This is a genomic window from Xanthobacter oligotrophicus (assembly GCF_008364685.1).
Taxonomy (GTDB): Bacteria; Pseudomonadota; Alphaproteobacteria; order Rhizobiales; family Xanthobacteraceae; genus Xanthobacter; species Xanthobacter oligotrophicus.
The window spans coordinates 165,152-181,602 of the sequence record NZ_VTTL01000006.1 but is presented as its reverse complement, the minus strand read 5'-3'; the positions used below and the strand labels follow the sequence as shown (position 1 = coordinate 181,602).

The 16,451-nt window shown below is 68.3% G+C and carries 17 protein-coding genes; 3 read left to right on the top strand and 14 right to left on the bottom strand.

All coding sequences use genetic code 11. The features are described 5' to 3' along the window. Positions 1–6: 6 nt before the first annotated feature. The 6 genes from FZ033_RS11780 to FZ033_RS11755 all read right to left on the bottom strand — a co-directional run bounded on the left by FZ033_RS11780 (position 7) and on the right by FZ033_RS11755 (position 5,164). Entirely contained in the window at positions 7–1,017 is a 1,011-nt protein-coding gene (locus FZ033_RS11780; RefSeq protein ID WP_149576331.1) for a zinc-binding alcohol dehydrogenase family protein, read from the bottom strand. Between the two features lie 84 nt (positions 1,018–1,101). Next, entirely contained in the window at positions 1,102–1,905 is an 804-nt protein-coding gene (locus FZ033_RS11775; protein WP_149576330.1) for a transporter substrate-binding domain-containing protein, read from the bottom strand. 49 nt (positions 1,906–1,954) lie between these two features. Beyond that, positions 1,955–2,683: an amino acid ABC transporter ATP-binding protein gene (locus tag FZ033_RS11770; RefSeq protein WP_138400139.1), complete on the bottom strand. Its 729-nt coding sequence runs from the start codon at positions 2,681–2,683 to the stop codon at positions 1,955–1,957. Next, the gene (locus FZ033_RS11765; protein WP_149576329.1) at positions 2,667–3,320 is read right to left on the bottom strand and encodes an amino acid ABC transporter permease; all 654 of its coding nucleotides are present in this window, start codon (positions 3,318–3,320) and stop codon (positions 2,667–2,669) included. The genes FZ033_RS11770 and FZ033_RS11765 overlap by 17 nt, the downstream gene beginning before the upstream one ends. 12 nt (positions 3,321–3,332) lie before the next feature. Next, complete coding sequence (locus FZ033_RS11760) at positions 3,333–4,016, bottom strand: amino acid ABC transporter permease (protein WP_011995852.1); 684 nt, start codon at positions 4,014–4,016, stop codon at positions 3,333–3,335. Beyond that, positions 4,013–5,164, bottom strand: coding sequence for a mannitol dehydrogenase family protein (locus FZ033_RS11755; protein WP_149576328.1), 1,152 nt, complete (start codon positions 5,162–5,164; stop codon positions 4,013–4,015). The genes FZ033_RS11760 and FZ033_RS11755 overlap by 4 nt, the downstream gene beginning before the upstream one ends. 216 nt (positions 5,165–5,380) lie before the next feature. On the opposite strand from FZ033_RS11755, the gene FZ033_RS11750 reads away from it, so the two are divergent. Further along, positions 5,381–6,316, top strand: a complete 936-nt coding sequence (locus FZ033_RS11750) for a GntR family transcriptional regulator (protein WP_149576327.1) — start codon at positions 5,381–5,383, stop codon at positions 6,314–6,316. A gap of 31 nt (positions 6,317–6,347) precedes the next feature. Here the strand turns inward: FZ033_RS11750 and FZ033_RS11745 are convergent, their stop codons facing one another. The 8 genes from FZ033_RS11745 to FZ033_RS11710 form a co-directional block, all read right to left on the bottom strand. Further along, the gene (locus tag FZ033_RS11745) at positions 6,348–6,860 is read right to left on the bottom strand and encodes an NADH-quinone oxidoreductase subunit B family protein (RefSeq protein WP_149576326.1); all 513 of its coding nucleotides are present in this window, start codon (positions 6,858–6,860) and stop codon (positions 6,348–6,350) included. Between the two features lie 8 nt (positions 6,861–6,868). Beyond that, positions 6,869–8,392: a hydrogenase large subunit gene (locus FZ033_RS11740; protein ID WP_149576325.1), complete on the bottom strand. Its 1,524-nt coding sequence runs from the start codon at positions 8,390–8,392 to the stop codon at positions 6,869–6,871. A gap of 9 nt (positions 8,393–8,401) precedes the next feature. Then, positions 8,402–9,862, bottom strand: a complete 1,461-nt coding sequence (locus FZ033_RS11735; protein WP_149576324.1) for a hydrogenase 4 subunit F — start codon at positions 9,860–9,862, stop codon at positions 8,402–8,404. Then, positions 9,859–10,539, bottom strand: a complete 681-nt coding sequence (locus FZ033_RS11730) for a hydrogenase-4 component E (protein WP_149576323.1) — start codon at positions 10,537–10,539, stop codon at positions 9,859–9,861. The genes FZ033_RS11735 and FZ033_RS11730 overlap by 4 nt, the downstream gene beginning before the upstream one ends. Then, positions 10,539–11,492 (bottom strand): respiratory chain complex I subunit 1 family protein, encoded by a 954-nt coding sequence (locus tag FZ033_RS11725; RefSeq protein ID WP_149576322.1) that lies wholly within the window; start codon positions 11,490–11,492, stop codon positions 10,539–10,541. The genes FZ033_RS11730 and FZ033_RS11725 overlap by 1 nt, the downstream gene beginning before the upstream one ends. After that, positions 11,483–13,528 (bottom strand): hydrogenase 4 subunit B, encoded by a 2,046-nt coding sequence (gene hyfB, locus FZ033_RS11720; RefSeq protein ID WP_149576321.1) that lies wholly within the window; start codon positions 13,526–13,528, stop codon positions 11,483–11,485. Before hyfB ends, FZ033_RS11725 begins: the two co-directional genes overlap by 10 nt. Positions 13,529–13,532: 4 nt before the next feature. Further along, positions 13,533–13,841, bottom strand: a complete 309-nt coding sequence (locus tag FZ033_RS11715; protein ID WP_149576320.1) for a helix-turn-helix domain-containing protein — start codon at positions 13,839–13,841, stop codon at positions 13,533–13,535. A 214-nt stretch (positions 13,842–14,055) separates the two neighbouring features. Beyond that, positions 14,056–14,646, bottom strand: coding sequence for a PadR family transcriptional regulator (locus FZ033_RS11710; protein ID WP_149576470.1), 591 nt, complete (start codon positions 14,644–14,646; stop codon positions 14,056–14,058). 222 nt (positions 14,647–14,868) lie between these two features. Between FZ033_RS11710 and FZ033_RS11705 the strand changes: the two genes are divergently transcribed. Both FZ033_RS11705 and FZ033_RS11700 read left to right on the top strand, forming a co-directional pair. Beyond that, a complete protein-coding gene (locus FZ033_RS11705; protein WP_408068482.1) occupies positions 14,869–15,855 on the top strand; it encodes a tyrosine recombinase XerC in 987 nt (328 codons plus the stop codon). A 54-nt stretch (positions 15,856–15,909) separates the two neighbouring features. After that, entirely contained in the window at positions 15,910–16,344 is a 435-nt protein-coding gene (locus FZ033_RS11700) for a VOC family protein (protein WP_149576318.1), read from the top strand. Positions 16,345–16,451: the final 107 nt, after the last annotated feature.

Sequence of the window (16,451 nt, the reverse complement as noted above, 5' to 3'; positions counted from 1 at the left end):
GATACCTCAGACCTCCAGAATCGCCTTGATGACGCCGGCCTCGGGCTTCAGCCACTCCTGGAACAGGCCGGGGGCATCGCTGAGCGCGCCGCGATGGGTGTTGAGCGCGCGCGTCGGCACCCGGCCGGCCTCCATCTGGCGCACCACTTCCGCGAAATCGTCGGGCTGGGCGTTGCGGCTGGCGTAGAGCGTGGTCTCGCGCTTGTGGAACTCGGGATCGGAGAAGGTGATGTCCTGCCGCACCACGCTCACCAGCACATAGCGCCCGCCATGGGCGATGAAGCCGAAGCCGCGCTGCATGGCCCCGGCATTGCCGGTGGCGTCGATGACCACATCGTAGAAATCGCCCTGGGTGATGCGCTTGGCCACCTCTTCGGCGCCGGCATCCGCCATCACCAGATGGTCGGCGCCGAGCATGTCCCTGGTGAAGGCGAGGCGATCCTCGCGCATATCCATCACCGACACCTCAGCGCCCCGCGCCTTGGCGAAGATGATGGCGGACATGCCGATGGGGCCGGAGCCCACCACCAGCACCTTGTCCTCGCCCGTGATCTGGCCGCGCTTGACGCCATGGGCGCCGATGGCGAGGAACTCGATCATGGCCGCATCGTCGAGGGAGGCCGTGCCGGTGGGCACCACGTTGCCCTCGGGCACGCAGAGGAATTCCGCCATGCCGCCGTCCTTGTGGACACCCAGGACGGCAATGTTCTGGCAGGCGTTGGTCACGCCCTTGCGGCAGGCCACGCACTTTCCGCAGGACAGATATGGCACGATGTAGACGTTCTCGCCGGTCTTCAGGCGGCTGCCCTCGGGCGCCGCCTCGACGGTACCCGACAATTCGTGGCCCATAACGCGGGGATATTCGAGGAAGGGGTGCTTGCCCTGGAAGATGTGGAAGTCGGTGCCGCACACGCCCACGCGGCGGATGCGCACGAGTACCTCGCCGGCGGCGGGCACCGGCACGGGACGGCTGATGACCGACAGGCGACCCGGTTCTTCGCAGAGTAATGCCTTCATCGTCCAATTCTTTCCTGAAATATGCGGCCGGGCCTCAAGACCAGCCGCAGGAAGCGGCCCGGATCAACCGGGCCGCCGGAAATCTCACTTCAGCATCTCTTCGGGGAGCGAGGTGCCGTTGTAGCGGGTGTAGATCTCGTTCAGCTTGCCGTTCTTGAGGTTGGCGGCGATCACCTTGTTGACCGCCTCGCGCAGGGCGTCGTCGCCCTTGCGCAGGCCCACCGCATAGGGGTTGGTCTTCAGCACCAGCTTCACTTCCAGCGGATCGTTGGGGCGGCGGGCGTTCACCGCCTGCATCACCTGCGGCGAGGACGCCATGAGGTTCACCTGACCCGACACCAGCGCGGTGATGAGGGTGGCGTCGTCGTCAAAGCGCACCATCTCGGCGCCCTGCGCCTGGGTGGTGGCTTCCTTGTCGTTGGAGGAGCCGCGGGTAGTGCCGAGGCGCTTGCCCACCAGGTCCTTGATGTCCTTGACGGCAAGGCTCTTCGGCCCGGCCACCACGATCTGGATCACGCCGTAGGGATCGGAGAAGTCGATCACCTTCTTGCGCTCGTCGGTGACGCTGAAGGAGGCCATCACCATGTCCGCCTTGCCGGTGAGCAGGAAGGGGATGCGGTTGGGGCTGGTGACCTGCACGATCTCCAGCGGAACGCCCAGCTCGGCGGCGAAGAGCTTCGCGCTCTCCACGTCCGAGCCGATGGGCTGCATGCTGCCGTCGGTCATGCCGAAGGGCGGCGAGCCGAGATCCACGGCGACCAGGATCTTGTTGCGCTTCTTGATCTCTTCCAGCGTGTCGGCGAAGGCCGGCAGGGCAAGGCTGCCCGCGACCGCGAGCCCGGTGGCGCCGACGAGGAAGGCGCGGCGGCTGATGTTCATGCGCTCCATGTTTCCAACCCTTCTTTGTGTTGCAGTGTTCTGGCGGAGAAAGCGGGGATCAGAGCCCGCTGCCGACGAAGGCGCGCAGCTCCGGCGTCTTCGGATCGTCGAGCATGGCGCCGGGGCCGGTTTCCCAGACGGTGCCCTGGTGCATGTAGATGACCTTGGAGGCCACCTTGCGGGCGAAGGCCATCTCGTGGGTCACGAGGATCATGGTCATGCCGCCGCGGGCGAGATCCTCCATCACCTTCAGCACCTCGCCGGTGAGCTGGGGATCGAGGGCGGAGGTGACCTCGTCGAACAGCATCAGCTTGGGCTGCATGGCCAGCGAGCGGGCGATGGCTACGCGCTGCTGCTGGCCGCCGGACAATTGCTCGGGGAAATGGTCCGCCTTGGCCTCGAGGCCGACGCGGGCCAGCACCTCGCGGGCAAGGTCGCGCGCCGCGGCCTTGCCGATGCCCTTCACGCAGGTGGGGGCGAGCATGATGTTCTGCTCGGCCGTCAGGTGCGGGAAGAGATTGTAGCTCTGGAACACGATGCCCACGTCGCGGCGCAGGGTCTTCTTGTCGAGCTTAGGGTCGTGCACGGCATGGCCGCAGACCATGATCTGGCCGCCCTCGATGGTTTCGAGCGCATTGATACAGCGCAGCGCCGTGGACTTGCCGGAACCGGACTGGCCGATGACCGCCGCCACCTCGCCCCGCGCCACCTCGAAGGAGACGCCGTTCAGCACCTTCACCGCGCCGAAGCTCTTTTCCACGTTGGTCAGACTAACGACGGCCGACATTGAGCTTCCTTTCGAGACTGCGGCTCCAGGTCGAGAGCGGGTAGCAGAGGACGAAGTAGATGGCGGCCACCACCATGAAGATGGTGAACGGCTCGAAGATGGAATTGTTGACGAGCTTGCCCGCCTGGGACAGCTCCACGAAGCCCACCACGGAGGCAAGCGAGGTATTCTTCACGATCTGCACCAGGAAGCCGACCGTGGGCGCGGTGGCGATGCGCATGGCCTGGGGCAGGATCACTTTCGTCAGGCGCTGCCAACGGCTCAGCGAAAGGCATTCCGCCGCCTCCCACTGGGTCTTGGGCACGCTCTCGATGCAGCCGCGCCAGATTTCGGCGAGAAAGCCCGATGAATAGATGGTGAGGCCAAGGCCCGCTGCGAAGATGGCCGGTACTTCCTTGAAGCCTACGATGGCGATGCCGAAGTAGAACAGGAACAGCAAGATCAGCAGCGGCGTGCCCTGTACCACCTGGATATAGGCGGTGGCGAGGATACGCACCCAGCGCGTGGAGGAGATGCGGGCGAGCGCGACACCGAAGCCGACGAGCCCGCCGCCCACGAAGGCGATGGCCGACAGGCCCACGGTCCACAGCGCCGCCCAGCACAGGAACTGGAAGTGGATGAGGGTGAAGGTTGGCATTTTCGTTCCCCCTCAGAGCGCCGTGCCGAGCTTGCGCCGGCGGACGAAGACCACGAGGCCGAACAGCCAGAAGGCGATGCGCACCACGAACGACAAGGCGAGGTAGAGCACGCCCACCACGATGTAGGTCTCGAAGCTGCGGAAGGTGTCGGACTGGATGCGGTTCGCCACCGCCGTCAGTTCCTCCGCCGAGATCTGCGAGGTGATGGAGGAGGCCAGCATCAGCAGCACATATTGGCTGGTGAGGGCGGGATAGACCCGCTCGATGGCGGGGCGCACGATCACGTGCCAGTAGGTCTGCGGCCGGCTGAGGCCGAGGCATTCAGCCGCCTCCAGCTGCGACTTGTGGATGGATTCAAGGCCCGCGCGCACGATCTCGCTGGTATAGGCGCCCACGTTCACCACCAGCGCCAGCACCGCCGCCACATTGGCATCCACGTGGAGGCCCAGGGTGGCGATGCCGAAATAGATGATGAAGATCTGCACCAGCAGCGGGGTGTTGCGGATCACCTCCACGTAGCAAGCCACCAGCGCCTTCACCCAGGGTGCGCCATCGGAGCGGCCGATGGCGCACAGGGTGCCGAGCACGAAGCCCAGCACCGTGGCGACGAAGGACAATTGCAGCGTCAGCCACACCCCCATGGCGAACTCGCGCCAGTACGGCAGGAGCGCGGCGAAATCGAACTGGTAGGTCATGCCTCGCTCCGCTCGCTCTGAGGCTGGGACTGCCGCCGCGCGATCACCACGTCGAGGGTCGGCGTCGCGCCCACCGGGCCCGCCTCCGCCCACCACGACAGGAAGGCAGTGATGCGGCGCTCCACCTTGGTTGAGTGGTTCTGGGCGATGTCGGCGATGCGATGGTCGAGGAACGGGTTGAGGAAGCGCTCCAGCGTGGTCGCCACATAGCGCTGCGCCTCCTCACCCATGCCATGGGCGGCAAATCCCGGCAGCACCTCGTGGCGGTACACGTCGTCGAGGCGGCCGCGCACGTGCGCATCGGCCAGGATCTCCCGCACCGTCTCGCCCGGATCGCGCCGCTCCGCGCGCCAGATGTCGGCGAGCACGGTGTGGCCCAGATTGAGGATGTGCAGCTTCAGCCGCTCGAATGGCTCGAGGTCGTCCGCCAGCACCACGCTCGGATGGACGAACGGCACCTCAAGGCCGGGCCGACGCTCGATCACCCAGAGCGCATAAGGCTCGGCCACGGCGCCGATGGGTTCGAGCGCCTGCGAGACGATGCGGTCCACCAGCGTGTCGGCGAAGATCACCTCGCCCTCAAGCCACGCGAGGAAGGCGTCCGGCGCACCCGCCTCGCGGGCGAGGGCGGCGACCGCCGCGGCGAGCACCCGACCGTTGCAGTTGATGAGTTCGCAGGGCAGCACGGTGAGCCCGCGCCCGGTCTGGCGCCAGCGGCGATGGAGCAGTGCCGTGAGCTTGCCGGGAAACGACGCAGGCACGCCGCCGGCCAAAAGCGCCGGGCCGCGATCGGCGGCGGCGATCTCGTAGCCGGCATCGGCGGTGTTGGAGACGATGATGTCCGCCTCGTTCGCGAACAGGTCGGACAGGGCCTGCCAGTCCTGCGCGGCGGAAAGGCCCCGGTCGACGCTGGTGACATCGATGCGGCGCTCGATGCGCTCGCCCTTCTCGATGCCACGGATAATCACCGGATAGCCGCCGGGCCGGCCGAAGGCTTTGACGCGCCCGGCGCGATCCGCCGCGCCGGAAGCCTGCACGATGCAGATGGGGCCGACCGCCTGGCCGGCCTGTCGCGCCTCATGGACGAACAGGTCCACATGGGCCTGGAGAAACCGGCTGGTGCCGAACTGGATGATGCGTCCGCTCACGCGTAAATCCTTTTAGATCCAGCGCGAGGAAGCTCCGGCAGAGCATGCGGCCACGGCAGCCGACCATGGCTCATCTGCCTTCCTCCCTCGTTTTTCTCTTGTCTAGTTACGTATGAAAATCCATTCTGCGCCCGTGAAGTCAAACAGTTTTTTATGTAATAAAATACATATAGCCCCAGCGTGACGACGCTGGGGCGGGGTGGGAGACGGCGAACCATGCGAGGCAACAGCCTCTTCAAGCGCACCTACAACCGCAGCCTCGGCCTCGTCGGCGGGATGCCCCTGGGCGCGCCCATGACCTCGGAGACCCAGCTGGCGCAGACCCTGGGGGTGAGCCGCACCACGGTGCGCGCGGTGCTCGCCCTCATGAGCGAGGCGGGCATCGTCACCGCGTCCGAAGGGCGCCGGCGGCTCGCGCGCCATCCGGTGGCGGGCGACCGTTTCCCCGAGCCGCAGACCGAATCCGCCCGTACCAGCGTGGAGCGCCAGTTCATGCAGTGGGTGCTTCACGGCGACCTGCGGCCCGGCCAGCTCATCCATTGCGCGGAGCTGGCGCGCAAATTCAATACATCGACCACCGCCATCCGCGAATACTTGACCCACTTCAATCATTTCGGGCTGATCGAGCGGCGCCCCAACAGCGCATGGGTCTTCAACGGCATCACCGCAGCATTCGCCACCGAGATCTACGAGATCCGGGAAATCTTCGAGCTGCGCTCGGCCCACCGCTTCGCCAGCCTGCCAGATGATGCACCGGCATGGCAGGAACTGGCCGCCATCGAGCGGGAACACCACACGCTCATGGCCGAGATCGATACCCGCTACCGCGACTTCTCACGCCTCGACGAGCGGCTGCACCGGCTCATCCACGAAGCATCGCTCAACCGCTTCATGCGCGACTTCTACGACGTGATTTCCATGATCTTCCACTATCACTACCAGTGGAACAAGGTGGACGAGAAGGAACGCAACACCGCCGCGATCCACGAGCACCTCGCCTATATCGCCGCCCTGCGCAGCCGCGACGTACGCATCATCGACCTGCGCTGCCGGGCCCATCTGCGCACCGCGCGCGCCACCCTGCTGCGCTCCATCGACGCCCGCCCGCCCGGCGCCGATGCCGACGCCAACGACGGCCTGCGCGCCGGCTGAACGAGACTCAGCAGGAGGCTCAGCACTTGGCTCAGCCTTTGCCGGCCCGCAGCAGCGCGAGGAGGCCGGTCAGCAGCGCCAGCGGCGTCGGCGGGCAGCCGGGAATCCTGAGGTCCACCGGCACGATGGCCTCCACGCCTCCGGCGCAGGCGTAACTGCCGGCGAAGATGCCGCCGTTGATGGCGCAGTCGCCAGCCGCCACCACCCATTTCGGCGCCGGCGTCGCGTCATAGGTGCGCTTCAGCGCCTCGGCCATGTTCTTCGCCACCGGCCCGGTCACCAGCAGCACGTCCGCATGGCGGGGCGAGGCGACCACATGCAGGCCGAAGCGCTCCAGGTCGTAGAAGGCGTTGCCCAGCGCATGGATTTCCAGCTCGCAGCCGTTGCACGAGCCCGCATCCACCTCGCGGATGGAGAGGCTGCGCCCGAGCCGCGCGCGCGCCGCCCCATTCAGCTCGGCGGCGAGCTTTTCCACCGCCGCGTCCTCGGGAGCGGCCTCCGTGAGGGGGGCTTTCAAAAGCCCGTGGAGGAGAAGCTTGCGCATGGCCGACCCTAAAGATCCACGCCCGAATAAGAGCAGTTGAAGGATTTGTTGCAGAGGGGAAAGTCGGCGACGATGTTGCCCTCGATGGCGGTTTCCAGCAGCGGCCACTGGAACCAGGACGGGTCGCGCAGATGCGCGCGCCGCACACGTCCGTCCGCCTCCAGCGCCACGAAGGCCAGCACGTCGCCGCGGAAGCCCTCCACCACCGCCAGGCCCTCTCCGGGACCCGCCGGAATTTCGGTTGCGACCGGCCCATCCGGCAGGGTGTCGAGCAGGCGCACCACGAGGCCGAGGCTCTCTTCCACCTCGCGGATGCGCACCCAGATCCGCGCGTTCACATCGCCCTCGTTCCGCACCACCACCTCGAACGGCAGGCGGTCGTAAGGGGGATAGGCCAGCGCCCGCCGCGCGTCGAAGGGGCGGCCGGAGGCGCGGCCCACGAAGCCGCCGGCGCCGAACTGGCGGACATAGTCCGGCCGGGTGAAGCCGGTGCCCACGGTGCGGTCCTGCAGCGAGGCGGTGTTGTCGTAAAGCTCCACCAGCGCCGGAAAAGCCGTGCGCACCTCGGACACCAGCACGCGGATGGCCGAAACGCCCTCCCGCGCCAGATCGCCCGCCACCCCGCCGGGGATGACGCCATCCATCATCAGGCGATGGCCGAAGGCGCGGGCGCAGACGCGCAGCACCTTCTCGCGCAGCGCGCCGCAATGGGCCAGCATCAGCGCGAAGGCGGCATCGTTGCAGATGGCGCCGATGTCGCCGAGATGGTTGGCAAGGCGCTCCAGCTCCGCCATCACCCCGCGCAGGGCATGAGCCCGCGCCGGCACGGCGACGCCGCGCGCCGCCTCCACCGCGCGGCAGAAGGCCAGCGCATAGGCCACCGTGCTGTCGCCGGACTGCCGCCCCGCAAGCCGCGCCGCCTGCGCCACGTCGGCGCCGGCCATGAGGCCCTCTATGCCCTTGTGCACATAGCCGAGGCGGGCTTCCAGCCGCACCACCGTCTCGCCGTAGCACGAGAAGCGGAAATGGCCGGGCTCGATGATACCAGCATGCACCGGGCCCACCGGGATCTGGTGTAGCCCCTCCCCTTCCGCCGCGAGGAAGGGATAGGCATCGCCCTCGGGCTCCGCCGGCAGGTTCGCCCCCAGCGGATGGCGCGTGCCCCAGCGGCCGTGATCGAGCCAGGGGCGAGGATCGGGCGCGCCCTCGGGCACGAGACCGAAGAGGTCGCGCACGGTGCGTTCCAGCCGCGCCGCCGGCGGGTGATGGTGCGCCACTGAGGGGAAGGCGCCGCCAACGCAGACATAGGTGGCCACGGCCAACCGGCCGGACGCTTCGTCCAGCAGCGCCAAGTGGACGGCACCCGAATCGTGCACCGCGCCCGCATCGCCCCACAGGCCCATGAGCACCAGCTCGCCCGCCGCCAGATGCCCGGCAAGGGCAGTCCACTGTTCCGCGCTCACCTCGGCGCGCGGAAAGGGCCGGCAAGGGCCGGCGCGGCCGTTTTCCAGAAGCTGTGCGAAGGCTTGCATGGTGCGCCCCTAGCCCAACAGCCCGGCCACGTGCCGGAACCACGCCACCAGCGGCGGCGGCAGATAGAGCCCGGCCACCAGCACCAAGGCGAGATGCACCGTCATGGGCAGGTAGCTCGCCTTCACCTTGTCGGTGCCGGGGCTGGGCGCGCCGAAGGCAATGCCGGAGAGCTTCAGCATCAGTGCGCCGAAGGCAAGCAGCAGCCCCGCCACCAGCGGCAGGGCCAGCCACGGCCGGTGCGCGAAGGCGGAGGTCACCAGCAGGAATTCGCTCATGAACACGCCGGCGGGCGGCAGGCCGGCAATGGCCGCCACTGCCACCACGAGCCCCCAGCCCAGAGCCGGGTGGGAGGTGGTGAGCCCGCGGATGTCGGAAAGCTTCTGCGAGCCCTTCACCTGGCACACGTGGCCCACCGCAAAGAAGATGGCCGACTTGGTCAGGCTATGCATGGTCATGTGCAGCAGCCCGGCGAAATTGGCGACCGGCCCGCCGAGCCCGAAGGCGAAGGCGATGAGGCCCATGTGCTCGATGGAGGAATAGGCGAACAGCCGCTTGATGTCCCGCCGCCGGTACAGCATGAAGCCGGCGAGCAGCAGCGAGGCGAGGCCCATGGCCATCATCAGCGGCCCTGGCGCCAGCGTGCCGGGATGGGCCGCGAGCAGCAGCTTGAAGCGCAGCACCGCATAGAGCGCCACGTTGAGCAGCAGCCCGGACAGCACCGCCGAGATGGGGGTTGGGCCTTCCGAATGGGCATCGGGCAGCCAGGCATGGAGCGGCGCAAGGCCCACCTTGGTGCCGTAGCCCAGCAGCAGGAATACGAAGGCGACGTTGAGCAGGGCCGGGTCGAAATCCCGCGCGCGCTTCATCAGCACGCTCCAGATCATGCCGTCCGGCCCCTCGCCCACCACCGGCTGGGCCACCATGTAGACGAGGATGGTGCCGAACAAGGCCAGCGCGATGCCCACCGAGCCCAGCATGAAATACTTCCACGCCGCCTCGATGGCCGCCTCGGTGCGATAAAGGCCCACCATCAGCACGGTGGTGAGGGTCGCCACCTCGATGGCCACCCACATAACGCCGAGATTGTTGGACAGCAGCGCCAGGTTCATGGCCGCCAGCAGCACCTGGTACATGGCGTGGTAGAAGCGCAGGTGCAGCGGAGTGAGGCGCCCCGTCTCCAGCTCGTGGGCGATGTAGCTCGCGGAGAACACGCTGGTGGTGAAGGCCACGAAGGTGTTCAGCACCACGAACACGATGTTGAGGTCGTCCACGATGAGGAACGGCCCGGCGATGCGCGGCGCCACCAGCAGCGCCAGGGCGGTGAGGAACGTCAGGGCGCAGGCGCCCACATTGAGCGTGGCCGAGACGCGATAGGACGGGATCAGCGCCAGCAACACCGCCGCCACCGCCGGGATGGCGAGGATGACCGGCGCGGGATTGAACGCCAGCGCGGCGAGAGAGGCGATCATGCGCGCCCTCCCCGGAAGCGGTCGAGGGCGTCCACGTCCACGGTGTCGAAGCGCTCGCGGATGCGGAACAGGAAGATGCCGATGACGATGAAGGCGATAAGCACGGAGAAGGCCACCGAGATTTCTACCACCAGCGGCATGCCCTTGGCCCCCGTGGCGGCGAGGATGAGGCCGTTCTCCAGCGACATGAAGCCCACCACCTGGCTCACCGCATTGCGCCGCGTCACCATCATCAGCAGGCCCAGCAGCACCACCGAGAGCGCGAAGGCAAGGTCTTCCCGCGCCAGCGCGTCGGCGGCGGGGGTGGCCTTCAGCATCACCACCATGGACAGGGCAACGAGGGCGATGCCGGCCAGCATGGTGGGGCCGATGGAGACCACCGTCTCCACCTGCCGGTGAATGCCGAGCCGCGCCACCATGCGGTGCAGCGCCACCGGGATCACAAGCGCCTTGAACACGAGGGCGATGCCCGCGGTGACGTAGAGATGCGGCGCATCCTGGGCGTAAGCCTGCCACGCTACCGCCAGCGCCAGCGCCACCGCCTGCAGGGCGAAGACGTTCAGCAGCGCATAAAGCCGGTCCTGGTAGAGCATCAGGAAAGAGATGAGCACCAGCGCACCGGCGAACATGTGGGCGACATCGAAGACGAGGTTCGGGGTGATGGCGTGCTCGATCATCACAGGATCCCCGACACGAACAGCAGCAGCGTTCCCAAGAGCCCGAGCATGAGCGCGGCACCGAGGAAGTCGGGCACGCGGAACACCCGCATCTTGGCGATGGAGGTCTCGAACACGGCGAGCACCAGCGCCCCGACCGCGAGCTTGCCCGCATAGCTCACGAGGCCCAGCGCCATCCCGGGGACACCCGCCCCCACCGGTGCGAGGCCCCACGGCACGAACACGCAGGCCACAAGCGAGAGGAACAGCAGCAGCTTCAGCTGCGCGGCCAGCTCGATCAGCGCCAGGTGGCGGCCGGAATATTCCAGCACCATGGCCTCGTGCACCATGGTCAGCTCCAGGTGGGTAGAGGGATTGTCCACCGGGATGCGGCCGTTCTCCGCCACCGCCACCATCAGCAGCGCCACCAGCGCCAGCGCCAGCGACACCCGCAGGCCCACGCCCGCCAGCATCACCGAGGCGATGGTGGACAGCTGGGTGGAATGGGCGACCAAGGCCAGGGAGAATACGATCATGATCATGGCCGGCTCGGCCAGCGAAGAGATCATCACCTCCCGGCTCGATCCGAGGCCGCCGAAGCTGGTGCCCACATCCATGCCGGCCAGCGCCAGGAAGAAGCGCGCCGAGCCGATGAGTGCGGTGATGGCGATGAGGTCCGCCGACCAGGAGAAGATCAGCCCGGTGGCGAAGGTGGGCACCAGCGCCGCCGCCACCCAGGTGGCCGCGAACACCAGATAGGGCACCACGCGGAACAGCCAGGAGGCGTTCTCGGCGAGCACCGCCTCCTTGCGCAGCAGCCGGGCGAGGTCGCGATAGGGCTGGAACACGCTGGCGCCGCGCCGGCGCTGAAGGCGCGCCTTCGCCTTGCGCACCAGCCCGGTGAGGAGCGGGGCGAGGGCGAGCACGAGCAGCATCTGCGTGCCCTGCACCAGGATGTGCGCCATCAGGTCCATAGGGCGAGCACCAGAAGCAGCAGCACCAGGGCGGAGAAGACAAGGCCCAGATACTGGCGGATGGTGAGGTATTGCAGCGTGTTCGCCCGCTCGGCCACGTATCCCACCGCTGCCGTCAGCGGCAGGAACACGAAGGCCCAGGCCGGGTCCCGCGCGCTGGAGGAGAAGCGGGCGGGCGTGAGCGCGCCGGGGGGCGGCATCTCCACCTTCTCGCGGGCCGCGAACAGGCCGCGGGCGAACACCCGGCGGATGGGCTGGGCGAAGGAGGCGGCGGAATATTGCGCCAGCGGGCTAGCGTAGGGGAAACCGCAATCCCAAGGCGGCGCCCGCCGCACCGTCCGCGAGGCGAAGCGATGGATGACGAAAGCGGCCAGAAGCGCCGACAGCGCCGTGAAGGCAAAGACCAGCAGCCCGTTGTAGGAGCTGCGGCTCTCCGCCACCGGGATGATGGAGAGCCACGCCACGGAGCCCTGCGCCGGCATGGTCTCGCCCACGAGGCTGCCCACCGCCGGCTGGAGCGCATCGATGACGAAGCCAGGCAGCAGGCCAGCGCCTACGCACACGGCCGCCAGCGAGATCATGGCGGCGCGGGAGAAGACATCCACCTCATGGGCCTTGGCGGCCTTGGGGCTGCGCGGCCGGCCGAGGAAGGCGATGCCGTAGAGCCGCACGAAGCAGGCGGCGGCGAGCGCCGCGGCAAGCGCCATCAGCGCGCCCACGGCCGGCACCATCAGCTTCAGCCCCCAGGCCGGCAGCTCCGGGCTCAGCAGCACCGCCTGGAACACCAGCCATTCGGAGGCGAAGCCGTTGAGGGGCGGCAGGGCCGAGATGGCGGCGCAGCCGATCAGCATCACCACACTGGTGGTGGGCATGCGGTGGATGAGGCCGCCCAGTTCCTCCATCTGCCGGGTGCCGGTGGCGGTCAGCACCGCGCCTGCACCGAAGAAGAGCAGGCTCTTCATGGCCGCGTGGTTGAGCACATGGAACAGGGCCGCCGTGAGCGCCAGCGCGGCAGCGGCGGGAAAGCCATTGGCCGAGAAGGCGAGCGCCAGCCCGAGGCCGACGAAGACGAGGCCGATATTCTCGATGGTGGAATAGGCGAGCACGCGCTTGATATCGTTCTGCAGCAGCGCCTGCAGCACGCCGATGACCGCCGCGACGCCGCCCGCCGCCAACACCGGGATGCCCCACCACCAGTCCGGCGGGCCTGAGAGATCGAACACGATGCGGATGAAGCCGTAGACCGCCACCTTGGTCATCACCCCGCTCATGAGGGCGGAGACGTGGCTCGGCGCGGCGGGATGGGCCAGCGGCAGCCAGACGTGCAACGGCACGAGGCCCGCCTTGGAGCCGGCGCCCAGCATGGCGAGGGCCAGCACCAGAGCGGCAAAGGCCCCCACGGGGGGCGCCTCGCGCATGGCGTCGAAGGCGTAGCCGCCCCCGGAGCCGGCGGCGAGCAGGCCGAAGGCCAGCATCAGCGCCAAGGTGCCGAAGGACGCCATAAGAATGTAGACGAGGCCGGCGCGCACATTGCCCGCCTCCTTGTCGTGGGCCACCACCAGCGCCCAGGACGCCAGCGACATGAACTCCCACGACAGGAGGAAGCTGTAGGCGTCGTCTGCCAGCACCACCATGTTCATGCCGGCGAGGAACGCCGGAAAAAAGGGCAACACCCGTTCCGGCGCATGATCGTGCCGGCCATAGCCGAGGCCATAGAGGCTCGCCGCCGCGCCGCCGAGATTGATCACCGCAAGGAAGAAGGCCGACAGCGCATCGAGCCGCAGGTGCGCGCCGATCCACGGAATGCCCAGGGGCAGCACGATCCCGGCCGCCGGTGCCGCGATGGCGGTGAGCGCGGAAAGCCCGGCCACCAGCGTCACCGCCAGCGCGCCGCCATAGACCAGGGGCCGACCCAAGGGCCGGCGCGCCATGGCCACGCCGAGCATGGCGAGGGCCAGCAACGCGGCCACCGCGCCAAGGGCGACAAGGAGTTGCCCATTCACGGGAAGCTGCGCGGCGAAGGCGGCTTCGGGCATAGGCCTATTCCTCCCCCGCCGGGCGCCGGGCGGCAAGGGGCGCAGGTGTGGGCGCAAGTGTGGATGCCGGTGCCCGCAGCCTCACGCCGCGCCCGCCGGCCTCGCTGACGGTACCTTCGGCGATGAGCTCGATGCCCGCCGCCTCCAGCCCACCCACGAGCTTCATGAGCGAATCCACATTGCCGCGAATGACGCCGTCGCTCGCTTCCATGCGCTGGATGGTGGGCAAAGAGAGGCCGCTCAAGGCCGCGAGCGCGCGCTGGTCGAGGCCGAGAAGGGCACGGGCGGCACGGAGCTGGGCGGCTGTGATCATGACGACCAATAGGAAGCGTGGAGCGTGATTTCTCCTGTTTACGCCTCCCTTATTCAATCTTCAAGCATGATTTATGATGTTTCAAACATCATAAAGTCGAACACGCGCCTCCGCCAGGGCGGATGCCCCATCGCGCAGAGGGCAGGCACCGCCCGGACGGCGCGAGGCAGGCATGGTCACGGCTCATGGAACCACGACCATGCAGGGGTTGGCATCACGCCTCGCGGATGTCGTTGGCCACGCGGGCGAGAATCTCGACGATGCGCGTCTCGGCGCCGCGATTGGCCTCCAGCTTCTGCTGGGCCACGTCCCGCAGGTTCTCGAGGGCGGCTTCCACCAGCCGGGGCAACTCGGCGCCCTGGCTCGGGCCGTTCTCGCTCCAGCCCATCCACTTGCGCACCCGGCCCATCTTGAGGCCGATCTCCGACAGCCGCCCGATGATGGCGTCGGCGAAGTCGCGGTTCTCGGCGAGATAGGCCCGCCCTTCCTCGGTGATGGCGTAGCGCTTCTTCGCCCCATCGGGCTCGGAGGTCACATAGCCCGCCTCTTCCAGGAAGGTGAGGGTGGGATAAACCACGCCGGGGCTCGGCGAATACCAGCCGGCGGTCTTCTCCTCGATCACCTTGATGATCTCGTAGCCGTGCCGCGGCTGCTCGGCGATGAGCGACAAAGCCAGCAGCTTCAGGTCGCCCTGCGCCAGCATCCGGCCGATGCGGAACATGTCGCCGCCGCCCCGTCCGCCACGCCCGCCACCGCGATGGCCGCCGAATTCGCCGCCACGGCCGGGGCCGCCGGCGTGGCGCATGTCGTCCCAGTCACCCCGGTGGCGATCGCCGCCATGGTGCCCGTCACGTCTGCATCCAAACATTTGTTCGTCTCCTAAGATATGTCGTAAGATACAACGACGATCTTTATATCGTTCGATATATCTAAAACGCAAGGGGCCCTTGGCGGTTCCCGTTCAGGGTTTCTTGAAGGGGACGCGCCCATAGCTGGAAGCGCCGTCTTCCGGAGTGCTCCCATGGCCATGAGCGATGAGCAGAAAGCCGCCCGAGCCGCCCACGGCCTGCTCAGCGCCGTGACGCAGGATATGGGCGCGGCCATCGAGGCCTGGCTCGCGCGCCTCGCCCACGAGCGGCGCCTGTCTCACAAGACCCTGGAAGCCTATGCCCGCGACCTCTCAGTGGTGCTGCTGCGCCTCACCGAGCATCTTGGCGCGCGCCCGAGCCTGAGCGATCTTGCAGCCCTCACCCCCGCCGACGTACGCGCCGTGCTCGCCGCCCGCCGGGCGGACGGGGTGGCCCCGCGCACGCTGGTGCGCCTGCTCGCCGCCGCGCGCTCCTTCGGCCGGCATCTGGAGCGGGAGGGGCTGGGCAAGGTGGGCGCGCTCACCGCCGTGCGCGCGCCCAAGGTGCCGCGCAGCCTGCCGAAGCCGGTTTCAATCGCCGCCGCCCGCGCCCTATCCGATCCCGCCACCCGCGCGGGGGAGGATCGGGACGCCTGGGTGCTCGCGCGCGACGCGGCGGTCATCGCTTTGCTCTACGGGGCGGGGCTGCGCATCTCGGAAGCCCTGAGCCTCACGCCCCGCGACGTGCCGGCGGATGCCGAATCCATCACGGTCACCGGCAAGGGGCGCAAGACGCGCATGGTGCCGCTGATCGCGCCGGTGCGCCGTTCCATCGCCGAATATCGGGCCATCTGCCCCCACGCCCTCGGGCCGGACGGGCCGCTGTTTCGCGGCACGCGGGGCGGTCCGCTCTCGCCGCGCATCGTGCAATTGGCGGTGGAGCGCATGCGCGGCGCCCTCGGCCTGCCGCAGAGCGCCACGCCCCACGCCCTGCGCCACGCCTTCGCCACGCACCTGCTGTCCCGGGGCGGGGAGATCCGCGCCATCCAGGAGCTATTGGGGCACGCCTCGCTCTCCACCACCCAGATCTATACCGAGGTGGACGCCACCGCCCTGATGGCCGCCTGGCGCTCGGCCCATCCGCGCTCCGGCGCGTCAGACACCTGACGGACCGCGCGGCGCCTTGCACATGAAGAGTCCAGCCGCCTGAAAGGAGACCGCATGACATTCCCGTCTGTCCGCCCGGTCATCGAGCACCTGTCCATCACCACCGTGGACCTGCCGCGCGCGGTACGCTTCTACGATGCGGTGCTGGCGCCGCTGGGCCTTGTGCGGGTGGCGGATTATGACGAGCCGGAGGGAGCTTCCGCCTGCTGGGGGCCGCCGGGCACAATCCCCGCCCCGGAAGGCGCCATGGGCGCCGCGCCCTTCTGGGTGCAACTGCGCGACGGGCCGGTTTCCCCACCGCCGGGCACCCACATCGCCTTCTGCGCGGCGGATGAGGCAGCCGTCGCCGCCTTCCATGCGGCCGGTCTCGTCGCCGGAGGGATGGATTACGGTGCGCCGGGCCTGCGGCCCCAGTATGGGCCGGGCTATTACGCCGCCTTCCTGAAGGACCCGGATGGATGGCGCATTGAGGCGGTAACGTTCGTGTAAGGGCAGCGCCTCAGGCACCGGTGGGCGCGGCGACGTGCGGAATGCGTTACCGGAAGGCGCATTTCCAGCCTGCGCAAGGCGACGCCTCAAGAACGGTGACGCTCAAG